Genomic DNA, 21,576 nt, shown 5'->3' on the forward strand with positions numbered 1-21,576 from the left:
CCGGGATCAGAATTTAACGGTCGGCACGGCGCGGTCGGCCGGATTGTCGATCTCGAAATAGGGTGCCTTGGCGAATTTGAAGACGTTTGCCACGAGGTTCGAGGGGAAACTCTCGACCTTGACGTTGAGATCGCGTGCGGCACCGTTGTAGTAGCGCCGCGACATCTGGATCTCGCCTTCGGTGGTCTCCAGCGTCTGCTGCAATTCGGCGAAATTCTGGTTGGCCTTGAGGTCCGGATAGGCTTCGGCGAGCGCGAAGATGCGGCCGAGCGCCTGGCTCAGCATGCCCTCGGCGGCAGCGCGGCCGGCAACGTCACCCGCCGGCACGGCCTGGGCGCGGTTGCGCAGTTCCACGACCTTTTCCAGCGTCTCTTTTTCGTGCGCGGCGTAGCCCTTCACGGTTTCCAGGAGGTTGGGGATCAGGTCGGCGCGACGCTTCAGTTGCACGTCGATGCCCGACCAGGCCTCTTCCTTGACTTGGCGCGCACGCACGAGGCCGTTGTAGATGATGATGGCGTAGATGACGACCACCGCCGCAATTGCCAAACCGATCATGGGGTTCTCCGCTCCTCTGTTCTCTCGTTGAAACTTAGCACTCGCCGCGCAGCAGGAAAGCCCTTTCGAGGCTCGGCACCGGCAGTCCTTGTATCAATAGCATCAACGCGTTCGAGACCTGTCACCGCGGGAACCGCGCGCGGACGCGCTTTGACCGATAGTTGCTTCATCAACAACACGAACCTTGAAGCCACTGCCATGAAAGCCCTCGTCCTCACCCTCAACGTCCTCGGTTTCACCGCCCTGTTCCTCGCCTACACGACAGGCGCTTCGGTCGACCGTCCGACGGGTGTGCGCCGAGCTCTCCAGACCTATGCCGGCCAGCTCCCCACCGGCGCCTTCCCCACCCTGAAGCCCGTATGGGAACTCGGCGTGAAGGTCTCCTCGCAGGCTTGAGGTATTTTCAACCGCAAACAAAAAAGCCATCCGGTCCGGATGGCTTTTTGCATTAAGAGGCGCTTGCACCTCCCTCAGTTGTCATCCTCGGGCTTGACCCGAGGATCCACATGCACGGCGTGCCAGTGGATGGATGGTCGGGTCAAGCCCGACCATGACGGAGGAGAGGTGTGATGGCGCCAGCAACCAAAAGAGCGGATCAGGCCGCGTCCTTCGTCCAGTTCACGCCGCCGGCATCGGTCAGCAGGAAGGCCTCGCCGCAGGCCTTGGCCAGCGTGCGCACGCGCAGGATATAGCTCTGGCGCTCGGTAACGGAGATCACGCCGCGCGCATCGAGCAGGTTGAAGACATGGCTCGCCTTGATGCACTGGTCATAGGCCGGCAGCACGCATTTGTGCAGGCGCTGGTTATCGGCATCACCCGGCGCACCGGCGGCAAGCAGCGCAATGCACTCCTTCTCCGCATCGATGAAGTGGCGGTGCAGCATGGCGGTGTCGGCGAATTCGAAGTTGTGGCGGGAATATTCCTGCTCGGCCTGCAGGAAGACGTCGCCATAGGTGATCTTCTCGTCGCCCTCGCGGCCGTTGAAGTTGAGGTCATAGACATTGTCGACGCCCTGCACATACATGGCGAGGCGCTCCAGACCATAGGTCAGTTCACCCGCGACGGGCGCGCATTCGATGCCGCAGACCTGCTGGAAATAGGTGAACTGCGAGACTTCCATGCCGTCGCACCAGCATTCCCAGCCAAGGCCCCAGGCGCCGAGCGTCGGGCTTTCCCAGTCGTCTTCCACGAAGCGCACGTCATGCAGCAGCGGATCGAGGCCGATCGCGGCGAGCGAGCCGAGATAGAGCTCCTGCAGGTTCGACGGGTTCGGCTTCAGGATGACCTGATACTGGTAATAATGCTGAAGACGGTTCGGGTTCTCGCCGTAGCGGCCGTCCGACGGGCGGCGCGAGGGCTGCACGTAGGCGGCACGCCACGGCTTGGGCCCAAGCGCGCGCAGCGTGGTCGCCGGGTGGAACGTGCCGGCGCCGACTTCCATGTCGTAGGGCTGGAGAACCGCGCAACCCTTGTCCGCCCAATAGTTATGGAGCGTCAGGATCAGCCCCTGAAAGGAGCGGGTCGGGTTCATGTGATCAGGCAGGGCAGAGGTCATCGGCGTCGATCCGGGCATTCTTTGAAAAGCTGGCGGACTGGTGCCACGATGCGGCCGGGGGGTCAAGAGTTTCGGGCAGGTGCCCGCGACCCCTCAGTGCCGCTCCAGCGAACGGAACAGACCCGAACCGGCAGCCTGTGTCACAGCCTGCACGCGCTGCGGCGCGAGATCCGGCACATTGCGGATCTGACGGCGCAGGCCGGGCGGGATGCGCGCGCCGTACCAGGCCGCAAGGGCCGGCAGTTCGCGGCGCAGCGTGCCCTTCGCCTCCCAGCCGAGCGCCTTCAGAGCGCGCGTATCGAGCGGCGGGCGGCTGACATTGTCAGGGCGACCGGTCACGAAATTGACGCCGGAGACCGGCTCCTGCACGGCATCGAGCACCATGCGGGCAACCGTCAGGATATCGAAGAGCTCATCGCCGGCGACATTGTAGGTGGCGTTTTCCGCACCCTTGGTCACGACCGTGCGCAGGGCCGAACAGACATCCGCCATGGTGACGAAGGCGCGCATCTGAGCGCCGTCGCCATGCACCGGCAGCGGCCGGCCGACGGCGGCGAGTTCCAGGAAGCGCGGCAGGAGCTTTTCGGTGTTCTGGCGCGTGCCGACGACATTGACCGGGCGCAGGACGCGGATATCGACGCCGAAGGAGCGGGTGAGACCGGCGATCAGCATTTCGGCGGCGGCCTTGGAGGCGCCGTGCGGATTGTCGGGCAGGAGCGGCGCGAGCTCGCCGACCGGCGCGCCATTGCCGCCCGTGCCGGCGCCATAGACCTCTGCGGAGCTGATATGGATCATCAGCGGCACGCGGCGGCGGCCCATGGCCTCCACCAGCACCTGGGTGCCGAGCGCATTGGCGAGCGTGAAGCGTTCCGGTACGGAAAAGGCGCGCTCGACATGGCTTTCGCCGGCGGCATGCACGACGAGGTCGGCATCCTTCAGGACTTCGGTGACGAGATCGAGATTGCCGACATCGCCCTCCTGCAGCGTCACGCGGCCGGAGCGGAAGGCGGCGTCGAGATGCGCCATGTCGGCGGCATAGGTGAAGCTGTCGAGCACGCGGATGCGGGCATTCGGGCAGTGATGCAGGAGATCGTCGACGATATGCGAGCCGAGGAAGCCAGCGCCACCGGTCACGACGATGGTGCGGATCCGGTCGAGGTCGAGCGAGGCCATGATTTTACTCCGTTCACTGCATGCATAGACGGGCCGCATCATGCGGCCTTTGCCGTTAGATCGGCCTTCCCACGCGCGGGAGCAAGCAAAACCCAGGGATGCGGCAGTGTAAATCCAGTATTAACCTTACGGGGTTTGGTTAATGTATCAGACCAGTACGAAACCGGTCTTTGTCCATTCCCGCAACGGCACGGATCGTGCCGAAACTACTCGTCGTCGCGGCGCAGGCGGTACTCGCCGGTTTTCGGATCCTTGACGAGCGTACCCGTCGCGCCGGTCTGGCGTTCCTCTTCGGCACGCTTGCGCAACCGGGAGAGCCGCTCGGCATCACCAACGAATTTGCGATAGCCGAACCAGGCAAGGCCGACGACCAGAAGCAGAAAGATGATCTGGGCCATCGCCCCTCCCCCAAGAGTCTTGTTTTATCCGGAGAGCCCGAAGCGGCCCCACAGCGCTTTTTCTTCCGCGAGATCGGCAACCGCCGCCACGCCCGCCGAGCCTATACGACCGGCGATATCCTCGGAAAGCCCCCCGACGCCCGGCGCCTTGCGACCAAACAGCCCTTTTGGCGCGGAGACGAGTTCCAGCCGCGTCTTTTCGCCATAGCGCTTCTTCAGTTCCGAACGCATGTCGGCAAGGCCATCAATGAGACCGAGCGACAGGCCGCGCCCGCCCGTCCAGAACAGGCCGGAGAAAAGATCCGGATCGTCGGCCAGCTTGCCGGCGCGGCGCGTCTTGACCATATCGATGAAGACCTGGTGGATTTCGAGCTGGAGCGTCTTGAGATAATCGATCTCGTGCTCCTTTTCCGGCTGGAACGGATCAAGGATCGCCTTGTTGGTGCCGGCCGTATAGACGCGGCGCTCGACGCCGATCTTCTTCAGCATTTCCGGAAAACCGAAGCCTCCCGAAACGACGCCGATCGAGCCGACGATGGAGGTCGGATCGGCAAAGATCTCGTCGCCCGCCAGGGCGATCATATAGCCGCCGGAGGCCGCGACGTCCTCGACGAAGACGAAGACGCGCTTGCGCTTTTCCTCGGCGAGGTCACGAATGCGTTGAAAAATCAGCCGCGACTGCACCGGCGAACCACCGGGCGAATTGATAGAGATGGCGACGGCCGGCGCATCCTTGTAGGAAAACGCCTTTTCCAGCGCGGCGGAGGCGGTCGCGAGATTGAGCGCCGGCCGGAACTGGCTGCCGCCCGCCATGATCGCGCCATGCAGCCTGACGACCGGGATTGCAACACCTTGCTTGCGGAATCTCTTCGGCACCAGCGTCTTCAAAAATCCGGCCATCGTGCGCTCTGTCTCCCGTTGAATTGCCCGGCTGATGTATGCACGAGCGGAGAAAACACAATGGCGGAGCTGAAAATTCAGCTTCTGGGCAGGCGCGAATAGGCCGTAAGGCCGTTGTTGAGGTCGTTGACGAAGGGGGTGAAGTCGTGCCGGCCGGGTTCGTGCATGACGAGCGGCATGCGCAAAGCGAGCTTTGTGCGCGAGCCCTTGATGGCGGTGACGAGGATGCGCAGCGCCGGTTCGCCGTCGCGGGCGTGCAGCGCGGTGATCTCTATGCCGCCGAAGCGGCGGCCGCAGGCGGCGATGATCTCGGCGATGGATTGCGGGCGGGCGATCAGCGAGAGCTGGCCGCCCGGCCTCATGATGGCGCCCGCCGTCTTGATCCAGCGTTCGAAGAGATCGTGCTCCATGGCATGCGCCTCGGCCTTCAGGGCATCGGGCGTGCGGCTGTCGATGCGGTCGTTGAAGGGCGGGTTCATGATGACGTGGTCGTAGGCGTCATCCACAAGGCCGGCTTCGAGGCGTGCCTTGCCGGAAAGGCCGACATCGGCTTCCAGCACGGAAATACGCGGCGCGAAGGCGGCGTTCTGGGGGAGCGCCAGCGTCTTGCGGGCGAAACCGGCCATCAGCGGCGAGCGCTCGACGAGCAGCACTTCGGCTTTTTCGATGCGTGCGGCAACGGCAAGGCCGGCAGCCCCCGCGCCGGCGCCCAGATCGGCGACGCGCATCGGGCCATCGCCAGCAACGAGGGCCGCCAACAGCATGGCATCCATGCCCGAGCGATGGCCGATGCCCTTCGGCTGCACCAGATGGAAGCGGCCGTAATGGAAGGCGTCGATGGTTTCGGTGACGGGCTTCTGAGCCGTTTCGCTCACGTCCTCAGCTCCGCTTCCAACCCCGCATCCTTGAGGATCCGGCGCGCCTCGGTCTCCCGGTCGATCTCGACGAGGAAGCGGCGCGGCAGCATGCCGAGCGAGCCCTCCAGGATGCTCATGCCCTCGTCGGCAATCAGGCAATGGATGCCCGCTTCTTTCATCAGGCTTTCCGCGAAGGAAAGCAGGACGGCGTCGTTGGTGCGGATCACTTCGATCATTCCGGTCGTTTTCCAGCCATAATTGGGGAGGCGGGACAATTCGCCTCTTGCCGCATGGAGCCCCGCTTTCTATTGTCTTTCAACAAAAATGAACAGGAGTCCGGGCATTTGGGCGTCGTGATACCGCTTGAAGAAGGCAAAAACAAACAGGCATCGGTGAAGCCGCTGGTGGACCTGACCAAGGCCGACATGGAGCGGGTGAACCAGCTGATCCTGTCGAAAGCCGGCTCCGACGTGCAGATGATCCCGGAGGTCGCCAACCACCTGATCTCCTCGGGCGGCAAGCGCCTGCGCCCGATGCTGACGCTCGCCTCCGCCTCGATGTTCGGCTATGACGGCGATCATCACATCAAGCTCGCGACCAGCGTCGAGTTCATGCATACGGCAACTTTGCTGCATGACGATGTGGTCGACGAAAGCGACCTGCGGCGCGGCAAATCCACCGCCCGCATGATCTGGGGCAACCAGGCAAGCGTGCTGGTCGGCGATTTCCTGCTCGGCCAGGCCTTCAAGATGATGGTCGAGGTCGGCTCTCTGGAAGCCCTCGACGTGCTCTCCACGGCCGCGACCGTGATCGCGGAAGGCGAAGTCCTTCAGCTCTCCGTCGCCAAGAACATGGAAACGACCGAGGACGACTATCTCCAGGTCATCCGCGCCAAGACGGCAGCGCTCTTCGCCGCCGCCGCCGAAGTCGGCCCGATCGTCTCCAATACCAGCAAGGCCGAGCGCAACGCGCTGAAATCCTACGGCATGAATCTCGGGCTGGCCTTCCAGCTCGTCGACGACGCACTGGACTATGGCGGCAAGGCGGCCGATCTCGGCAAGAACACCGGCGACGATTTCCGCGAGGGCAAGATCACGCTGCCGGTCATCCTGGCCTGGCGGCGCGGCACGGCCGAGGACCGCGCCTTCTGGCGCGAGGCGATCGAAGGCGGCAAGAGCGACGATGCGAACCTCGAGCGCGCCTTCGGCCTCATCTCGCGCTACAATGGTCTTTCCGACACCATCGCCCGCGCGCAGCATTACGGCATGATCGCCCGTGACGCGCTGGCGCCGCTTCCCGCCTCGCCCTGGAAGGACGCGCTGCTCGAAGTCATCGACTTCTGCATCTCGCGCGTCAGCTGATCCCCCAGACCTAAAAGAGTGCGGCAGGATTTTCTTGCCGCACCGCGCCAAAAAAGCCATTCTCTGCCGTCATGAGTCCTTGCCTGATTTGGGCGCCATCGTGGCATGAATTGTCATGCGTGGTTTCCGGGCTTCTTTCATACCTGCTGGCGAAAGGCATTTTGATGCGGCATTCCCTCCTCCTCCGGCTCCTCTCCGGCGTCGCGCTCGCGGCCAGCATCGCGCTGACCGGCCCTCTCGAGGCCTTCGCGGAGGAAAAGCCCGCTGTGGTGGCCGCCGAAGAAAAGCCGTTCGACCCCTTGAGCGTCAACACCTTCTCCGGCGCCTTCCTCGCCGCCCGCACGGCGGATTTCGACAAGGATTATGAGACCGCCGTCGCGCTCTACAAGATCGCGCTGCAGTTCGACGCCACCAATGCCGACGTCAAGCAGCGCCTCATGGTGACGCAGCTGATGAACGGCGACTTCGAGGAAGGCGTCAAACTCGCCGATGCCCTGAAGAACGACCCGGCCGTCGAGCGCATCACCGCCGTGGTGCGCGGCATGGAGGCGATCCGCAAGCGGGAATACAAGTCGGCGGAGAAGATCCTCGCCTACAAAGGGCCGAACGATCTCGACAAGATGATGAACGACCTCCTGGTCGCCTGGGCCAAGTTCGGCGACGGCAAGCCGAAGGACGCGCTCAAGCTGATCGCGGGCATGGAAGGGCCGGAATGGCTCGCCATCTTCAAGAACTATCATGCGGGTGCGCTTGCTGCCGCTGCCGGTGACAAGGCGACGGCCCGCGCGCGGCTCAACGAGGCGATCCTCGACCGCAATGGCGCGAGCGCCGCTCCTGATACGTTCCTGCGCGCCGTGATGGCGCTCGCCCGCCTCGAAGCGCGCGACGGTAACAAGCAGAAGGCGCTCGACGCGGTTTCCGTCGGCGACAATTTCATCACCAGCTATGCGCCGTTGAAGGCACTGCGCCAGAGCATCGAAGCGGGCGAGAAGCAGGAACAGCAGGTCCGCACCGCATCCCAGGGTGCTGCCGCCGTGCTCTTTTCCATCGGCGGCGCGCTGAACCGCGACGGCGCCGAGGACATCGTTTCGCTCTATCTCCAGACGGCGCGTGCGCTCGATCCCGATAGCGACGACATGCTGGTTCTGCTCGGCGGTCTCGCCGAAAACCAGAAGAAGCCGGAACGCGCCATCGAATATTACCGCGCCGTGCCGGAAAAATCGCCGATGCGCCGCATTTCCGAATTGCAGCTCGGCCTGAACCTCGCCGATACCGGCAAGGTGCCGGAGGCCAAGAAGCATCTGCAGCAACTGATCGATACCGATCCGTCCGACCTGCGCAGCTATCTGGCGCTCGGCAGCGTGCTGTCAGACGCCAAGGACTACAAGGCGATGGCCGCGCTCTACGACAAGGCGGCCGATGTCATCGGCCCGGTGGCGCAGCGCAATCACTGGAGCATCTTCTTCCAGCGCGCCATCGCGCATGAGCGCCTGAAGGAATGGGACAAGGCCGAGCCGAACTTCCGCAAGGCGCTGGAGCTCAATCCGGACCAGCCGCAGGTGCTGAACTATCTCGGCTATTCCTGGGTGGATATGAACAAGAACCTCGACGAGGGCTTGGACATGATCCGCAAGGCCGTGAGCCTGAAGCCCGATGACGGCTATATCGTCGATTCGCTCGGCTGGGCCTATTTCCGCCTCGGCCGTTTCGACGATGCGGTGGCGGAACTGGAGCGGGCGGCGGAGCTGAAGGCCGGTGATCCCACGATCAACGACCACCTCGGCGATGCCTACTGGCGCGTCGGTCGCAAGCTGGAAGCGACCTTCCAGTGGAACCGCACGCTCGGCCTCAATCCGGAAGAGGCCGAAATCCCGAAGATCAAGCTGAAGATCGAAAACGGCCTGCCCGAGGTGAAGAAGACTGAGCCCGCTTCGGCCGAAGCCAAGGACGAAAAGCCGGTGCAGAACTCGACGCCAGAGAGCACGGCGGTCGACCGCAAGTCCTGACCGCATGCCGGTCCCTGACAGCCTTCAAGGCTTTGCCGTCGTCGAACAGGCGGCGGCAAAGATCAATCTGGCGCTGCACGTCGTCGGGCAGCGCGACGATGGCTATCACCTGCTCGACAGCCTCGTCACCTTCACCCGATTCGGCGACCGCCTCGGCTTTTCTCCGGCAGCGGAAGATCGCTTCACGATTTCCGGCCGATTCGGCGCGGTGCTTGATGCCGATGGCGACAACCTCGTGACCCGCGCCCGCGACTGGCTGCGCGCGGCCCTCGCGGAGCGGGGGCAACCGGCCCCGCCCGTCCATATCCATCTCGAAAAGAACCTGCCCATCGCCTCCGGCATCGGCGGCGGCTCGGCGGATGCGGCGGCAACGCTGCGCGGCCTTGTCCGGCTGTGGCAGGGTCGCCTTCCGCCGGATGTCCTGCACGCCATCTCCATCAGCCTCGGCGCCGATGTGCCGATGTGCCTTGCCGGCCATCCACTGATCGCCCGCGGCATCGGTGAGGACATCACGCCCGTCGCCCTGCCCGCCATGCCCGTGGTGCTCGGCAATCCGCTCGTCGGCGTCTCGACGCCCGCCGTCTTCAAGGCGCTCGCCTCCCGGCACAATCCGCCGCTCCTCCTGGAGCCGCAGCCGCAGGAGTGGCCCGCCGCCATCGCGCGGCTGCGCAACGATCTCGAGCCCCCGGCCCGACAGCTGTGCCCCGAGATATCGACGATCGCCGACGACCTAACCGCGACGGATGCACGCGTGGTGCGCATGTCCGGTTCCGGCGCGACCTGCTTCGCGCTATACAATTCCATGAAGGCGGCGGAAGCGGCGGCGGCGGCGCTCTCGGAAAAACACCCGCAGTGGTTCTTCACCGCCACGATGACGCTGGAATAGGAGCGCCCCATGGCGAAGCTTGACGAGACGCGGCCCTTCATTCCCGTCGGCATTGCCGTGCTGACCGTATCCGACACACGCATCCTTGCAGACGATCGCTCCGGCGACACGCTCGTCGCCCGCATTGCAGAGGCCGGCCATCGCCTTGCCGCCCGCGCCATCGTCAAGGACGACGTGGCCGCCATCCGCGCGCAGGTGGAGGCCTGGACCCGTGACGAGACCATCGACGTGGTGATCACCACGGGCGGCACGGGCTTTACCGGCCGCGACGTGACACCGGAAGCGCTGGAGCCGATCTTCGAAAAGCGCATGGACGGCTTTTCCGAGGTCTTTCACCGCATTTCCTACGACAAGATCGGCACCTCGACGATCCAGTCGCGCGCGACGGGCGGTGTGCTCAACGCCACCTTCATCTTTGTGCTGCCCGGCTCGCCCGGCGCCTGCAAGGATGCCTGGGACGGCATTCTGAAGGCGCAGCTCGACTACCGCCACATGCCCTGCAACTTCGTGGAGATCATGCCGCGCCTCGATGAGCACCTGAAGCGCTCGGCCGGCTGACCTGTTCCATAGGACACTGCGCGCCATTCCACCCTCCCCTAAGGTTCTCATCACAGAGAGCAAAGGAGAGAGCGACATGGCAACGATCACCGGCACCAACGGCGCAGACCGCTTCACCCAGGGCGGCAATATCAACAACACCGAGGTCACCCTTCGCACGCTAGGCGGCGACGACACGATCATTCTCGATCGCTCCGACGATTTCGGCGGCCGGAACTTCGTCGATGCCGGCGCCGGCAATGACAGCGTCGTCAATGTTAAGGAAGACGGCAACGTCATCCTGCTCGGCGCGGGCAACGACACCTATGTCGGCACGGGCTTCGGCTCCTTCTCCAATGAACTTGGCGACACGGTCCGGGCCGGCGACGGCAACGACACGATCGCCGTCAGCACCTTCAAGAGCAGCTATTTCGGCGAGAACGGCAACGACAAGTTCTTCTCGGTCGGCCAGCAGAACACCTTCAACGGCGGCGCGGGCGTCGATTCGATCAGCTACCTGCCCCGCGACGACGACAACATTCTGGGCGGCTCCGGCGTCGGCATCGACCTGCAGCAGGGCCTTGCACAGACCGGCGCCAACCGCTTCGAAACCCTCGTCAGCATCGAAAACGCCGAGGGCACGAATGCCGGCGACGCCATCTTCGGCTCGGGTGCCGCCAACACGCTGAAAGGCCTCAATGGCGACGACGCGCTGGCCGGCCGCGGCAACAATGACGTGCTCGTCGGCGGTCGCGGCATGGACCTCCTGCAGGGCGATGCCGGTGCGGATCGCTTCGACTTCAACGCCATTGCGGAAACCGTCGTCGGCGCCCGCCGCGACGTCATCCTCGACTTCAACCATGGCCAAGGCGACAGAATCGACCTGCGCGACATCGACGCCAACACCGGCACGGGCGGCAACCAGGCCTTCAGCTTCGTCGGCAGCCACGCCTTCTCCAACACGGCCGGCGAAGTGCGCTTCGCAGGCGGCATCGTCTCCGGCGACGTCAATGGCGACGGGCGTGCCGATTTCCAGATCGAGGTGCGCGGCGCCAGCAGCCTGGTGGTCGGTGACTTCCTGCTCTAAATAGGACAATATTTTAGGGGGTCATGCCGGCGCGAAGAGCCTTTACCGCCCAGGCCGGCACGATCTCGGCAACGAGGGTCCGTACACCGGCACCCTTTGCCAGATCCGCAAGCGTCATGCCCGAGCGCGCCGCCGCAGAGGCCTGGCGCTTGCTGACGAGATAGCCGTGCTCCAAGGGCGCCATCCGGCGCCCAAGCCGCTGGAAGAACGGCCGGCGGTGATTGCGCGATCCCAGGAAGCGCGCCGGATTGCCGCTGATCGCCACGTGGTCGACCACCGCCTCCACCCAGCCCGAAAGCGGCCGCGCGCCGGGCTCCAGCAAGAGCAGCCAGTCACCGCGCGCCGAGCGCACCAGATCCTTCATGTCCCACTCGGTGAGGAAGCGGCACCCGGCAGCGTCCGCCACTTTCGAGGAGCCGTCGCGCGAGCCCTGGTCGAGCACGATCACGTCGCGCACCACGCCCTCGACCGCGCCGCTCACCAGCGCCGAAAGGGTCTGCGCCAGTTCCGCTTCGTTGTCCCGGCATTCCATGATGATCGTCAGCATCCCCTTCAATACCGCATTGCAGCATGGATTTCCATCGCTCGCCCAAGCCGACTTCGGGTGATGGTTAGCGGCGAAACGGAATTTTGTTCTTGCATTGTTCTCGTTCCGGCGATAGGAATATAGTCATTGAACCGGAGCCCATAGCTCCCCGGAGACAGCCATGAACGATCTTGTGAGCCTCAGGCAGGGCGCGCTTGCGCCCGGCCACACGAAAGACGTTGCCGAAGCACTGCTGGCTGAAACGGGCATGCGCATCGACGGGGATCGCCGGCGCGGCCGCGGCGCCGGGCTGAATTTCACCGGCCGCTTCGAACCGCTGACGCGGGAAGGCTTCGACGACGGCTGGCAGACGCTGGAAGACCTGCCGCCCTTCCGCACGGACGTGCAGGTGGAAAAGCCACGCACGATCATCACCCGCAACGAATCGCCCGACATTCCCTTCGACCGGTCGATCAATCCCTATCGCGGCTGCGAGCATGGCTGCATCTATTGCTTCGCCCGGCCGACGCATGCCTTCATGGGCCTTTCGGCCGGTCTCGACTTCGAGGCGAAGCTGTTTGCCAAGCCTGATGCGCCGAAACTTCTGGAGCGCGAGCTTTCCAAGCCCGGCTACAAGCCGCGCGTCATCGCCATCGGCACCAATACGGACCCTTACCAGCCGATCGAGAAGGAATGGCGGATCATGCGCCAGATCCTCGAAGTGCTCGACAAGGCGAACCATCCGGTCTCCATCGTCACCAAGTCGGCGCTCGTCATGCGCGACATCGACATTCTCTCGCGCATGGCCGCCCGCGGCCTTGCCTGGGTCGGCCTGTCCGTCACGACGCTCGACCGCAAGCTCGCCCGCACCATGGAGCCGCGCGCCGCGACCCCGTCGCGCCGGCTGGAAGCGATCCGCGCGCTTTCGGAGGCCGGTATCCCGACCGCCGTCATGATGGCGCCGATCATTCCGGGCCTCAACGACCATGAGGTCGAGCGCGTGCTCGATTCGGGCAAGGCGGCCGGGGCGCTGGAGGCAAGCTATGTCCTGTTGCGCCTGCCGCTGGAGGTGAGCCCGCTCTTCCGCGAATGGCTGCTGCGCAACTACCCGGACCGCTACCGCCATGTCATGTCGCTGGTGCGCTCGATGCGCGACGGCAAGGACTACGACGCCGAATTCGGCAAGCGCATGAAGGGCGCCGGTCCCTATGCCTGGCAGATCGCCCGGCGCTTCGAAATGGCGTCCAAGCGGCTGGGGCTGACCCGCACCCGGCGCAGCCTCGCCAGCGACCAGTTCATCCCGCCATCGGGCAGCGGCGTGCAGCTATCGCTGCTGTGAGCACGGCTTCGCATGGGAGACGACGGTCTCGCCTTTCCCTTCTCCCCCTCGGGGAGAAAGGCAGGAGGCAAGCCCTCCACGCACATGCGGTAGTTCTGCTGTTGTGACGGCGCTGCCGGTAGCGGGCGGCGGAACTTGAACGAATCTACGGGGTCCGCTCCATTCCGGTGCGGGCGTCGCAAAACCACTTCCGGCAGCGTCAGCCCCTGGACGCGCCGGGCGTTCCTCCGACCGCCGCCCCTGTCGGAGGACTTGCAGGGAATCGGACGGATGTGCAAGGTCCCCGCATGGCCAAGAGCACATTCTCCGATTCCCGCCTTCTTTTCGAGCTGCCCGACGGGCCGGATTTTGCGATGGAGATCGCTGCCCGCAAGCGCGGCTTCTGGCCCGTCGCTGGCACGGACGAGGCCGGGCGCGGGCCACTCGCCGGCCCCGTCGTGGCCGCCGCCGTGATCCTCGATCCGGATAACATTCCGGAAGGGCTGAACGATTCCAAAAAACTGACGGCCGCAAGGCGCGAGGTGCTTTTCACGCAGATCCTGCAAGCGGCCTTCGTCTCCGTCGCCTCCAGCGGGTCGCGCCGTATCGACGAGACGGATATCCGCAAGGCCAGCCTCGACGCCATGCGCCGTGCCGTGGCGGGGCTGGAGATCGCGCCAAAGCTGGTGCTGACAGACGGCCGCGACGTGCCGCCGGGCCTCGCCTGCGAGGGCCGCGCCGTCGTCAAGGGCGATGCCCTGTCCGTCTCGATCGCCGCCGCCTCGATCGTCGCCAAGGTCACGCGAGACCGCATGATGGCGCGCGCCGAATCCACCTTCCCCGGCTACGGCTTCACCATCCATGCCGGCTATGCCACAGAGGTGCATCGCACCGCGATCCAGACCCTCGGCCCCTGCCGCCTCCACCGCATGAGTTTCCGGCCGCTGCGGCAGGACGATTGATCCACCCCGCCCGGGAAACCTCGCCTCATCTGGCACGACCTCGATAGCCGCTAGAAGGTGATCTTCACCGACGGCGCGCTGCGATGCGCCTCGCCGTGAAGGACCGCCTCGATATTGTTGCCGTCGGGATCAAGCAGAAAGGCGGCGAAATAGCCGGGATGGTAGGGCCGCTCGCCCGGTCCGCCATTGTCCTTTCCGCCGGCGGCAAGGCCCGCTTCGTGAAAGGCCTTGACCATGGCATGGTCCGCCGCCTGGAAGGCGAGATGATGCCGCCCGGTCAATTTACCGGCGGCGGCCTCGCTGTCGACGCTCGAGATGAAAAATTCGTCCACCCAGAAATAATCCGCGCCGGTCCCGCCGATCGGAATTTTCAACGCGTCGAAAATGGCTTCGTAGAAGCGTCGGCTGGCCGGCAGGTCTCGCACGACCAGTTGGATATGGTCGATGAGACGGCCGCGATGGAGTTCCTGCGTTTCCATGCCCTGCTCTCCCTTGACGTGGAAAGCCTCCTAGCTAGGTCGCCCGCCCGCCCCGTCAACACCCTGTTCCGTCAGGAACAGCGCTCCAAGGGGGAATATGAGACCTTCAGATCACCGGATGAGAGAGGCTCATCCTCAACCAGAGATCAGGAGAGACCCCATGCGCAAGTTCATCGTTTCCGCCACCGTTGCCCTTATCGCCGCCGTCTCCTTCGCGGCACCTTCCCAGGCTGGCTACTACAGCTACGATTATCAGCCCTATTGCTTCATCAAGAAGATCAAGTCCTACGACTACTACGGCAATGTCGTCATCAAGCGCATCAAGGTCTGCCGCTAAGCGACCCCGTCCCTGACCTCCCCGAAGGCCCGGATGTTCCCCTGCATCCGGGTCTTTTGTTTCTCCGTTATACCAAAACAAAAAGGCCGGCGTTTCCGCCGGCCTTTTCAGATCATTCCCATGAAACCGCTTAGTTGAGGCGGGTCTTCACTTCGCTGATGGCGTTGTCGAAGAGGGCCTTGCCGATGGCGGCGTCGGACTTCGAAGCGATCACCTTTTCGGCGGCCGCAACTGCGAGATCGACGGCGGCGGCGCGGACGGCGTTGATCGCGTCGGCTTCCGCCTGCTTGATCTTCTGTTCCGAGAGCGCCGTGCGGCGGGTGACGTATTCTTCGGTCTTCTGCTTGGCGTCGGCGGTCAGAGCGCTGGCTTCGCGTTCAGCGGCGGCGACGATGCTGGCGGCTTCCGCTTCTGCATCCTTGCGCTTGCGCTGGTATTCGGCGAGCAGGTGCTGGGCTTCCTCGCGAAGACGCTTGGCTTCCGCCAGCTCGTTCTGGATCTTTTCGGCGCGGGCGTCGAGACCCTTTGCCATCATGCCGGGAACCTTGAGGTAGGCGATGAGGGCGAGGAACAGCAGGAGGCCGACAAAGGCGTAGAATGTTGCGTCGAAATGCATCGAAACCTCCCTTACTTGCCTGCGACCGACTTCACGGCGGAAGCGATCTCGGCCTTGGTGGCCTTGGAGCCGATGAGCTGCTCGACGAGAGCGGTCGTCGTTTCCTCGGCGATCGTGCCGACATCGGCAAGCGCCTTGGCCTTGATTTCGGCGATGCGGGTTTCGGCACCGGCGATCTTGTCCTGCAGCGAGGCTTCGATCTTGGCGCGTTCCGCGTCGGCCTTGGCCTTGGCTTCGTCTCGGGCGGCCGAAGCGATACCGTTGCCCTTGGCACGGGCGGACGCGAGGTCCTGCTCGTAGGCGGCGATCGCGGCGTCGGCTTCCGCCTTCAGGCGGGATGCTTCGTCGAGGTCCTGCGCGATGCGATCATGGCGCGTCTCGAGGATGCCGCCGATGCGCGGAATGACGACCTTCGACATGAGAAGGTAGAAAAGACCGAAGGTGATCGCAAGCCACAGGAGCTGCGATGCGAAGGTGGTCTGGTCGAAAGGCGGGAATACGCCGGAACCGGCTTCCTCACCATGGGCAACACCAGTTTCGGTGTGCACTTCGCCTGCCGGCTGAGCCGCATGCGCATCCGCAGGGGTCTCATGCGTATCCGCAGGAGTTTCCGCCTGGGCGATTTCGAAGGGGGTGGACTCGGCCGATGCCAAGGTCACAGACATGCTGACCTCCAGGGGGCACTCTCAAATCATGTACGAAACGTACGATGGACCACGGCCCCGCAAGGGCCATGGTCCAGTCCTCAGCCGAACTTAGACGGCGAAGAGGAGGAGGAGAGCGATGAGCAGCGAGAAGATGCCCAGAGCTTCCGTAACGGCGAAGCCGAATACGAGACGGCCGAACTGGCTGTCAGCAGCAGACGGATTGCGAAGAGCGCCGGCCAGGTAGTTGCCGAAGATGTTGCCGAGGCCGAGAGCCGTACCGGCGAGACCGAACGTGGCAAGACCTGCGCCGATGTACTTTGCTGCTTCCGCTTCCATGTTGAACTCCTTGAATGGGTTGTTGCGGCTATGAGCGACGCCCGAGGGCGCCGGCGACTTTTTCCTTAGTGACCACCCGGATGCACGGCATCGTTCAGGTACATGCATGTCAGAACTGCGAAGACATAGGCCTGCAGGAACGACACGAGGAATTCGAGACCGGTCAGAGCGACGGTCATGAAAAGAGGCAGGATCGCACCGGCGACACCGACGGCGCCAAGGGCGCTGAGCGAGGTGACGAAGCCGGCGAAGACCTTGAGCGTGATGTGACCCGCCAGCATGTTGGCGAAGAGACGGATCGAGAGGCTGATCGGACGCGAGAGGAACGAGATGACCTCGATCGAGACGACCAGCGGAAGAAGCATGCCGGGAACACCGGCAGGCACGAAGAGCTTGAGGAAGCCGAGACCGTGCTTGTAGAAGCCGTAGACCACGACCGTGCCGATGACGAGCATGGCCAGCGCAAAGGTGACGATGATCTGGCTGGTGATGGTGAAGAAGTAGGGCATCATGCCGAGCAGGTTCGCGGTGAGCACGAACATGAAGAGCGAGAAGACGAACGGGAAGAACTTCATCCCGTGGCTGCCCGCCCCTTCCCGGAGCATGGAGGCGATGAATTCATAGGACATTTCCGAAACCGACTGCATGCGGCTCGGAACCAGGCCGCGCTGGCCGGTCGTGAAGTAGAGGAAGCCCGTGGCGACCGCGACGGTGGCGACCATGAAGAGCGAGGCATTGGTGAACGAGAAATCGATACCGCCGATTTCGATCGGAACAATCTTGTTGACCAGGAACTGGTGGGTCGGATCGTTGGACACCGTTTATCTCTTTCGCTTGCCCGCCTTGCGGCGGAAGTCACCCAATGTGGGATTTCGCCGTCAGGCGTCATCCCTCGTTTCGGTCTCTTCGCGTCCGCGCGGCGGCTTTTGGAGCTCTCGCCCCGCCAGCCTGTCGACGGGATGGGGCGATGCCACCATGCCTGCCGCGCGCATGACGTTCAGAACGCCGGCACCGAAGCCGAGGAGAAGAAAAACGATCATCCCCCAGGGCCCTGTACCCGCAAAATGGTCCAAAAGATAGCCCAGAAGCGCCCCGACGATGACGGCGGCGACAAACTCGCTCGAGAGCTTCATGGCGACTGCATAGCCTGTGCGGCTTGCGGCTGCCCTTGCCTCGGCGGCTTCATCCGCCCCGTCCGTCTTGCGCTTGTCCGCGAGTTCCGCGTCCAGGCGCTTCAGCCGGTCTTCCAGACTTCTCTTCTGATCGTCGGCCATGGCGTTCCTCGTTTCTCTTTCCGCGGCGCTTTCGCCCCATTGCGGACATATTGAAGGCTAGGATTCAAGCCATACCGACCCCTTTCGAAGTCGGCCGCAACATAGTTTTAGGTGCCCGCATAGTCAAGGCATGGCGAAGCTTTGTGCAACGCCAAATATATTGAGATAAATCAATGATTTGCGAGGAATCGCGTTATGCTCGCGACTTCTCGTCCTGGGAATCGTCCGCGCGATGGCACGGACTCACCACACCTTGAAAGCGGAAGCCTCAGCTCCAGCCGCCGCCATAGGTGCGATAGAAGATGTGCTTGCCGATCTTGGCGACGCGTTTCATCGTGCGGCCCCAGGGCGGGTTCACATAGGTCGCGTGGTAGTGCGTGGCCGAGCCCACATCGTCGAACCAAATCTTGCCGGCCGTCACGGCCATAGCGATCTCCTTGGCGGTTTTCCAATGCCAGGGCGAGAGGATCAGATCGGGAATGCGGTCGCAGGCGAAGGAGAACTGGCAGCGGTTGCGCCAGTTTTCGTTCTGATAGACGACACCGCAGATGGTTTTCGGGTAGGACGGATTGCGCACGCGGTTGAGAATGACCTGCGCGACGGCCGCCTGCCCCTTCAGCTCCTCGCCGCGGGCTTCGAAATAGATGCCTTCCGCGAGGCATTTCTGCTCTTTCGCGGAGAAGACCTCCGCCGGCAGCACGCTTGCGGCCCAGGCATGGTCATCCGGCGAGATCTCGGGAATGAACCGGCCGAGCTCCTTCTTCGGCTTCAGGATCGAATCGAAGGGTGATTCCCGGGCATAGTCTGGCTCGACGCGGGCATAGGCCGTCGCCAGGACATCGGCCTTGTCGCTGGTCACAAGTTCGGCAATGGCCGAGGAGACGCCTATGTCCTTGCGGACGGGCGTCTTCTTGTAGAAGGCCGTGGCGATCTGAATTTCCTTGCCCTTGATCTCCGCCTTGGCGAAGGCCATGCGCTGTCCGGTGTCGAAGACCGGCGAGAGCAGCGAGCTCGTGCGCTCGAGGATCGAGCCCGCCGTAAAATCCTTCGGCGGCAGGACGGGCATGACGGCGACGATTCGGCCCTTCTTGTCGCGACGGTTGACGCGGTCCTCGTCGGGAATTTCGCCCTGGCCCTTGTGTTCGCTGCGCAGCGCCGCCTGCATGCCGTCGGGAAGCTGCACCCCTGCCCCGTTCTCGACGCCGCCCGTGATCATCGCATCGGCGAATTCGATCTCGATTTCGTGGACGGAGCCGGCCGGCGAGCGGGTGAGCACCATGGTCTGGTTGCCGCCCTTGCGGTTGAGACCGGCGAGATAGGTGGCAAGGTCCGTATGGGCGGCCTGCGTGGGCAGGACGGCGGCGATGCCCAGGCCGAGCGCCAGGGGGATTTTCCATTCCCGCTTCAGATACGCGAAGAAGCGGCCTGCACCTGCATGTCGAATGCTACGCTTACGCAACTGACTACTCCGCACCCTGATGCGCACACAGGCTCCCGCGCCGGCTTTGATCGGCGTGTGTTTCCTGCCCGGAATGTTCGTAGGGAGCCTATCCGCGCCGAAGCACGGGCCTCTTGACGGCTCGTTCTCAGGGTAAAATGAAGCATTAACCTTGATGGTTGGTTAATGCTGATAAACCGCTTTGGGGGAGGCGCTCACCTCCCCTTCACATTTGCGTCAAACGGGTAAAGAAGTCGCCACGCGGCATCATACAGAGGTTGCTCGGACTGACCTTCGGCCTCGGCGTGGCCTTTGCCTATCGGGTCTCGCACTTAATCCGGACAGCCCTCCGCTATCCATTGTTCGATCTCGTCGATTTGATCATCCGGAAAGTAGGGCCCTCCCTGCGGCATGCGGTTGCCGCCAAAACCCACTCGCAGGTCGATGATCAGGTTGGCATCCTTTGCATCGGCAGTTCCGATCAGTTCCGGCTGGATCAAACGCCGATGCTTGCCCACGGCAGCCAAAAGATCCGCCTTGGTCCCCCAAGAGAACTGCGCCCCATGACCGGAAAGATCGGGATCGTAGCCATTCGCAACCGCCCAAGCCTTCAGGCCGCTGTTCAAAATCTGCTGCACCCGTGCAAAGCCCATGACGTCCTCCTAGTGCTCGCTGACAAATTTCGAAAAAACGTGGCTGACGTTGAGGAGCAGGGGCTTCAGGATGACTTTCCCGGTTACGGACTTGACCCTCTTCGTATCGTGACAGCTAAAACAGTTGGGCTGTTCTATTTGGGTAAAGGATTCCATGGCGAGGCTCGAAAGCGCATCCTCACCGGCCACGATGCCGTCGTCCGAGCTTTCTCCCGGCTGATTAACGAAGGCCTTGTTCAGAGAAAAGCTTTCTTCCGGCTTGTCGAGCCAAGTCGCGCCGACCAAGCGGTAGAACCGGCGCTTGTCGGAAGAGGGTAACTTGCCATCTTGAAACTGCCTAAGCATGAAGGCGTTCAACTCTTGCAGGTCTCCATCTTGCTCTGTCGTCACGGCCTTGGCTGCCGGGAAAGCTCGATAGACCGAGGTGGGAAGAACGCCACCTCGATCCAACCGTTGCGTCAGTTCGTTAAAGGCCGCAGCTTGTTCGCTGAAGGTTGGTGCGAGATTGGCCACGGTACCGAGTTCGCCTCCATGATAAAGGAGATAATCGAATGGCGAGATTGCCGTCGCAGGCCCAGAGCCATTGGAATCCGGATTATCCACCGCAGATGGCGCCAGATCGGTAACGCCATTGAGGTCCGCGTGCTCGAAGGTCGACCAGATGAATTCGGGATGCCCCCTCAGCGTGAAGACGACGTGAAGCGCGACCAAACCCAGAACGACCCTTCGCGGGGCCGCGGCCGCATTGATCTCAATTCGATTGTTGACAACGTGAAGTGTCGGAACCTCCGCCAGGGTGGTGATATAGGGGCTTCCCTGCGCTTCTTCGGTCAAAACACGCCAAGCGGATTTGAGTTCAACGACACCTTCGGGAAAAGACAGGGTCTCGCTGGCGTTTTCGATCGCCGATTTTGTGGTGAGCCCGTTGTCCCTCGCAAAGGCTGCGAACTGATCATTGACGTGAATGCCGTAATAGATCGGATATCCCTGCTGATCGAAAAGGATCGCGGCATTGCCCGCCTGTTCGATACCCGCATCCACAGGGGTGGCGCCCGAACCTGCAATCTGGCTTAGCAAGACCGTCGACGGCAAGCTGGAAGCATCATTCGGCAACTGGATGCTGCGCGGCGACAGTCTCAGTATTTTCGAAGAGACGATTTCCTTGTCGAACAAGTTGCCCATCGTGGGGAATGATAGAAAATTTGCCCTGCCCTCTTTATCCGGCATGCCGTCAAACATGAAATTGTGCCAGGACTGGACGTAAAAAGGGCAATCGGATGCGGGATGTGCTGGCGGTTTTACATCATATGACGGTATCGGCGTATTTGGGAACCACGCCTTCACCGTATTTTCATCCGCAGAATCAGGACAGTACGCCAAGGCGTTACATGAGAGAAACAGAGAGAACAGTATGGAAGGCGTTACAATTCGCATCTTTACCCCCACATTAAAGAATACTGAATGAACAGCTTTTTCTAACATGCGCGAGTTGCGGCGGCAACTTAAACTTTAAAAATTTATGAACAAACTATAGCTTAGATTGCTGAACATGTCGGGCTATTGCGCCTGCCACGCTTGCGAAAACTTACCCGACGCGCAGGCAGCCAAGCGCCTTCGCTTGACTCCGCCCTTCAGATGAAAGCAGAATCCGGCCTCATCTGCACCTTCGCCCTGA

The 21,576-nt window shown here is 62.9% G+C and carries 26 protein-coding genes; 9 read left to right on the forward strand and 17 right to left on the reverse strand.

The features are described 5' to 3' along the window. Window positions 1-6 precede the first annotated feature (6 nt). On the reverse strand, window positions 7-555 hold the full coding sequence (locus ACOZK4_RS10245) for a LemA family protein (protein WP_421591806.1): 549 nt from the start codon (window positions 553-555) through the stop codon (window positions 7-9). A gap of 198 nt (window positions 556-753) precedes the next feature. On the opposite strand from ACOZK4_RS10245, the gene ACOZK4_RS10250 reads away from it, so the two are divergent. Continuing rightward, window positions 754-951 (forward strand): hypothetical protein, encoded by a 198-nt coding sequence (locus ACOZK4_RS10250; RefSeq protein WP_421591807.1) that lies wholly within the window; start codon window positions 754-756, stop codon window positions 949-951. Between the two features lie 199 nt (window positions 952-1,150). Here the strand turns inward: ACOZK4_RS10250 and ACOZK4_RS10255 are convergent, their stop codons facing one another. From ACOZK4_RS10255 to ACOZK4_RS10280, 6 genes are all read right to left on the reverse strand, one after another. Further along, window positions 1,151-2,110 (reverse strand): glycine--tRNA ligase subunit alpha, encoded by a 960-nt coding sequence (locus ACOZK4_RS10255; protein WP_421591808.1) that lies wholly within the window; start codon window positions 2,108-2,110, stop codon window positions 1,151-1,153. Window positions 2,111-2,203: 93 nt separating this feature from the next. Continuing rightward, a complete protein-coding gene (locus tag ACOZK4_RS10260) occupies window positions 2,204-3,283 on the reverse strand; it encodes a dTDP-glucose 4,6-dehydratase (protein WP_421591809.1) in 1,080 nt (359 codons plus the stop codon). A 206-nt stretch (window positions 3,284-3,489) separates the two neighbouring features. Next, window positions 3,490-3,681, reverse strand: coding sequence for a hypothetical protein (locus ACOZK4_RS10265; protein WP_421591810.1), 192 nt, complete (start codon window positions 3,679-3,681; stop codon window positions 3,490-3,492). A 24-nt stretch (window positions 3,682-3,705) separates the two neighbouring features. After that, entirely contained in the window at window positions 3,706-4,581 is an 876-nt protein-coding gene (locus ACOZK4_RS10270) for a S49 family peptidase (RefSeq protein ID WP_421591811.1), read from the reverse strand. 77 nt (window positions 4,582-4,658) lie between these two features. Beyond that, on the reverse strand, window positions 4,659-5,456 hold the full coding sequence (locus ACOZK4_RS10275; RefSeq protein WP_421591812.1) for a tRNA1(Val) (adenine(37)-N6)-methyltransferase: 798 nt from the start codon (window positions 5,454-5,456) through the stop codon (window positions 4,659-4,661). After that, window positions 5,453-5,674, reverse strand: coding sequence for a DUF2007 domain-containing protein (locus ACOZK4_RS10280; RefSeq protein ID WP_421591813.1), 222 nt, complete (start codon window positions 5,672-5,674; stop codon window positions 5,453-5,455). Before ACOZK4_RS10280 ends, ACOZK4_RS10275 begins: the two co-directional genes overlap by 4 nt. 108 nt (window positions 5,675-5,782) lie before the next feature. Here ACOZK4_RS10280 and ACOZK4_RS10285 point away from each other — a divergent pair, with 108 nt between their 5' ends. From ACOZK4_RS10285 to ACOZK4_RS10305, 5 genes are all read left to right on the forward strand, one after another. After that, window positions 5,783-6,799, forward strand: coding sequence for a polyprenyl synthetase family protein (locus ACOZK4_RS10285; protein WP_257947931.1), 1,017 nt, complete (start codon window positions 5,783-5,785; stop codon window positions 6,797-6,799). Between the two features lie 164 nt (window positions 6,800-6,963). After that, window positions 6,964-8,805, forward strand: coding sequence for a tetratricopeptide repeat protein (locus ACOZK4_RS10290; RefSeq protein ID WP_421591814.1), 1,842 nt, complete (start codon window positions 6,964-6,966; stop codon window positions 8,803-8,805). Window positions 8,806-8,809: 4 nt separating this feature from the next. Then, window positions 8,810-9,691 carry a 4-(cytidine 5'-diphospho)-2-C-methyl-D-erythritol kinase gene (locus ACOZK4_RS10295; RefSeq protein ID WP_421591815.1) on the forward strand — a complete coding sequence of 294 codons (882 nt, stop codon included), beginning with the start codon at window positions 8,810-8,812 and terminating at the stop codon, window positions 9,689-9,691. Window positions 9,692-9,700: 9 nt separating this feature from the next. Continuing rightward, window positions 9,701-10,249, forward strand: coding sequence for a molybdenum cofactor biosynthesis protein B (gene moaB / locus ACOZK4_RS10300; RefSeq protein ID WP_421591816.1), 549 nt, complete (start codon window positions 9,701-9,703; stop codon window positions 10,247-10,249). Between the two features lie 76 nt (window positions 10,250-10,325). Continuing rightward, the gene (locus ACOZK4_RS10305) at window positions 10,326-11,315 is read left to right on the forward strand and encodes a calcium-binding protein (RefSeq protein WP_421591817.1); all 990 of its coding nucleotides are present in this window, start codon (window positions 10,326-10,328) and stop codon (window positions 11,313-11,315) included. 13 nt (window positions 11,316-11,328) lie between these two features. Here ACOZK4_RS10305 and ACOZK4_RS10310 read toward each other — a convergent pair whose 3' ends face one another. Further along, window positions 11,329-11,862 (reverse strand): glycosyl transferase, encoded by a 534-nt coding sequence (locus ACOZK4_RS10310; protein WP_421591818.1) that lies wholly within the window; start codon window positions 11,860-11,862, stop codon window positions 11,329-11,331. Between the two features lie 160 nt (window positions 11,863-12,022). On the opposite strand from ACOZK4_RS10310, the gene ACOZK4_RS10315 reads away from it, so the two are divergent. Then, window positions 12,023-13,180 carry a PA0069 family radical SAM protein gene (locus tag ACOZK4_RS10315; protein ID WP_313532768.1) on the forward strand — a complete coding sequence of 386 codons (1,158 nt, stop codon included), beginning with the start codon at window positions 12,023-12,025 and terminating at the stop codon, window positions 13,178-13,180. 287 nt (window positions 13,181-13,467) lie between these two features. Continuing rightward, window positions 13,468-14,121: a ribonuclease HII gene (locus tag ACOZK4_RS10320; protein ID WP_421591819.1), complete on the forward strand. Its 654-nt coding sequence runs from the start codon at window positions 13,468-13,470 to the stop codon at window positions 14,119-14,121. 50 nt (window positions 14,122-14,171) lie between these two features. Here the strand turns inward: ACOZK4_RS10320 and ACOZK4_RS10325 are convergent, their stop codons facing one another. Continuing rightward, entirely contained in the window at window positions 14,172-14,600 is a 429-nt protein-coding gene (locus ACOZK4_RS10325) for a VOC family protein (RefSeq protein WP_421591820.1), read from the reverse strand. Between the two features lie 160 nt (window positions 14,601-14,760). Here ACOZK4_RS10325 and ACOZK4_RS10330 point away from each other — a divergent pair, with 160 nt between their 5' ends. Then, a complete protein-coding gene (locus ACOZK4_RS10330; protein WP_298099928.1) occupies window positions 14,761-14,937 on the forward strand; it encodes a hypothetical protein in 177 nt (58 codons plus the stop codon). Between the two features lie 130 nt (window positions 14,938-15,067). On the opposite strand, the gene ACOZK4_RS10335 is transcribed toward ACOZK4_RS10330, so the two are convergent. From ACOZK4_RS10335 to ACOZK4_RS10370, 8 genes are all read right to left on the reverse strand, one after another. Continuing rightward, window positions 15,068-15,553: a F0F1 ATP synthase subunit B gene (locus tag ACOZK4_RS10335; protein ID WP_421591821.1), complete on the reverse strand. Its 486-nt coding sequence runs from the start codon at window positions 15,551-15,553 to the stop codon at window positions 15,068-15,070. A gap of 11 nt (window positions 15,554-15,564) precedes the next feature. After that, the gene (locus ACOZK4_RS10340; RefSeq protein ID WP_313532396.1) at window positions 15,565-16,218 is read right to left on the reverse strand and encodes a F0F1 ATP synthase subunit B; all 654 of its coding nucleotides are present in this window, start codon (window positions 16,216-16,218) and stop codon (window positions 15,565-15,567) included. Window positions 16,219-16,308: 90 nt separating this feature from the next. Beyond that, the gene (locus ACOZK4_RS10345) at window positions 16,309-16,536 is read right to left on the reverse strand and encodes a F0F1 ATP synthase subunit C (protein WP_117368645.1); all 228 of its coding nucleotides are present in this window, start codon (window positions 16,534-16,536) and stop codon (window positions 16,309-16,311) included. Window positions 16,537-16,601: 65 nt separating this feature from the next. Beyond that, window positions 16,602-17,354, reverse strand: a complete 753-nt coding sequence (locus tag ACOZK4_RS10350; protein ID WP_313532393.1) for a F0F1 ATP synthase subunit A — start codon at window positions 17,352-17,354, stop codon at window positions 16,602-16,604. Between the two features lie 60 nt (window positions 17,355-17,414). Then, entirely contained in the window at window positions 17,415-17,810 is a 396-nt protein-coding gene (locus ACOZK4_RS10355) for an AtpZ/AtpI family protein (protein ID WP_421591822.1), read from the reverse strand. A gap of 268 nt (window positions 17,811-18,078) precedes the next feature. Then, window positions 18,079-19,254 carry a cell wall hydrolase gene (locus ACOZK4_RS10360; protein ID WP_409530437.1) on the reverse strand — a complete coding sequence of 392 codons (1,176 nt, stop codon included), beginning with the start codon at window positions 19,252-19,254 and terminating at the stop codon, window positions 18,079-18,081. A gap of 326 nt (window positions 19,255-19,580) precedes the next feature. Beyond that, the gene (locus tag ACOZK4_RS10365) at window positions 19,581-19,901 is read right to left on the reverse strand and encodes a hypothetical protein (protein WP_421591823.1); all 321 of its coding nucleotides are present in this window, start codon (window positions 19,899-19,901) and stop codon (window positions 19,581-19,583) included. Between the two features lie 9 nt (window positions 19,902-19,910). Next, a complete protein-coding gene (locus tag ACOZK4_RS10370) occupies window positions 19,911-21,140 on the reverse strand; it encodes a hypothetical protein (RefSeq protein ID WP_421591824.1) in 1,230 nt (409 codons plus the stop codon). Between the last annotated feature and the right edge of the window lie 436 nt (window positions 21,141-21,576).

Origin of the sequence: Shinella sp. M27, assembly GCF_049199905.1 — a bacterium.
Taxonomy (GTDB): domain Bacteria; phylum Pseudomonadota; class Alphaproteobacteria; order Rhizobiales; family Rhizobiaceae; genus Shinella.

Coding starts and splice junctions, on each gene's coding strand:
- ACOZK4_RS10245 (WP_421591806.1), bottom strand. CDS start 555: ATGATCGGTTTGGCAATTGCGGCGGTGGTCGTCATCTACGCCATCATC.
- ACOZK4_RS10250 (WP_421591807.1), top strand. CDS start 754: ATGAAAGCCCTCGTCCTCACCCTCAACGTCCTCGGTTTCACCGCCCTG.
- ACOZK4_RS10255 (WP_421591808.1), bottom strand. CDS start 2,110: ATGACCTCTGCCCTGCCTGATCACATGAACCCGACCCGCTCCTTTCAG.
- ACOZK4_RS10260 (WP_421591809.1), bottom strand. CDS start 3,283: ATGGCCTCGCTCGACCTCGACCGGATCCGCACCATCGTCGTGACCGGT.
- ACOZK4_RS10265 (WP_421591810.1), bottom strand. CDS start 3,681: ATGGCCCAGATCATCTTTCTGCTTCTGGTCGTCGGCCTTGCCTGGTTC.
- ACOZK4_RS10270 (WP_421591811.1), bottom strand. CDS start 4,581: ATGGCCGGATTTTTGAAGACGCTGGTGCCGAAGAGATTCCGCAAGCAA.
- ACOZK4_RS10280 (WP_421591813.1), bottom strand. CDS start 5,674: ATGATCGAAGTGATCCGCACCAACGACGCCGTCCTGCTTTCCTTCGCG.
- ACOZK4_RS10290 (WP_421591814.1), top strand. CDS start 6,964: ATGCGGCATTCCCTCCTCCTCCGGCTCCTCTCCGGCGTCGCGCTCGCG.
- ACOZK4_RS10295 (WP_421591815.1), top strand. CDS start 8,810: ATGCCGGTCCCTGACAGCCTTCAAGGCTTTGCCGTCGTCGAACAGGCG.
- moaB (WP_421591816.1), top strand. CDS start 9,701: ATGGCGAAGCTTGACGAGACGCGGCCCTTCATTCCCGTCGGCATTGCC.
- ACOZK4_RS10305 (WP_421591817.1), top strand. CDS start 10,326: ATGGCAACGATCACCGGCACCAACGGCGCAGACCGCTTCACCCAGGGC.
- ACOZK4_RS10310 (WP_421591818.1), bottom strand. CDS start 11,862: ATGCTGACGATCATCATGGAATGCCGGGACAACGAAGCGGAACTGGCG.
- ACOZK4_RS10315 (WP_313532768.1), top strand. CDS start 12,023: ATGAACGATCTTGTGAGCCTCAGGCAGGGCGCGCTTGCGCCCGGCCAC.
- ACOZK4_RS10320 (WP_421591819.1), top strand. CDS start 13,468: ATGGCCAAGAGCACATTCTCCGATTCCCGCCTTCTTTTCGAGCTGCCC.
- ACOZK4_RS10325 (WP_421591820.1), bottom strand. CDS start 14,600: ATGGAAACGCAGGAACTCCATCGCGGCCGTCTCATCGACCATATCCAA.
- ACOZK4_RS10330 (WP_298099928.1), top strand. CDS start 14,761: ATGCGCAAGTTCATCGTTTCCGCCACCGTTGCCCTTATCGCCGCCGTC.
- ACOZK4_RS10335 (WP_421591821.1), bottom strand. CDS start 15,553: ATGCATTTCGACGCAACATTCTACGCCTTTGTCGGCCTCCTGCTGTTC.
- ACOZK4_RS10340 (WP_313532396.1), bottom strand. CDS start 16,218: ATGTCTGTGACCTTGGCATCGGCCGAGTCCACCCCCTTCGAAATCGCC.
- ACOZK4_RS10345 (WP_117368645.1), bottom strand. CDS start 16,536: ATGGAAGCGGAAGCAGCAAAGTACATCGGCGCAGGTCTTGCCACGTTC.
- ACOZK4_RS10355 (WP_421591822.1), bottom strand. CDS start 17,810: ATGGCCGACGATCAGAAGAGAAGTCTGGAAGACCGGCTGAAGCGCCTG.
- ACOZK4_RS10365 (WP_421591823.1), bottom strand. CDS start 19,901: ATGGGCTTTGCACGGGTGCAGCAGATTTTGAACAGCGGCCTGAAGGCT.
- ACOZK4_RS10370 (WP_421591824.1), bottom strand. CDS start 21,140: ATGTTTGACGGCATGCCGGATAAAGAGGGCAGGGCAAATTTTCTATCA.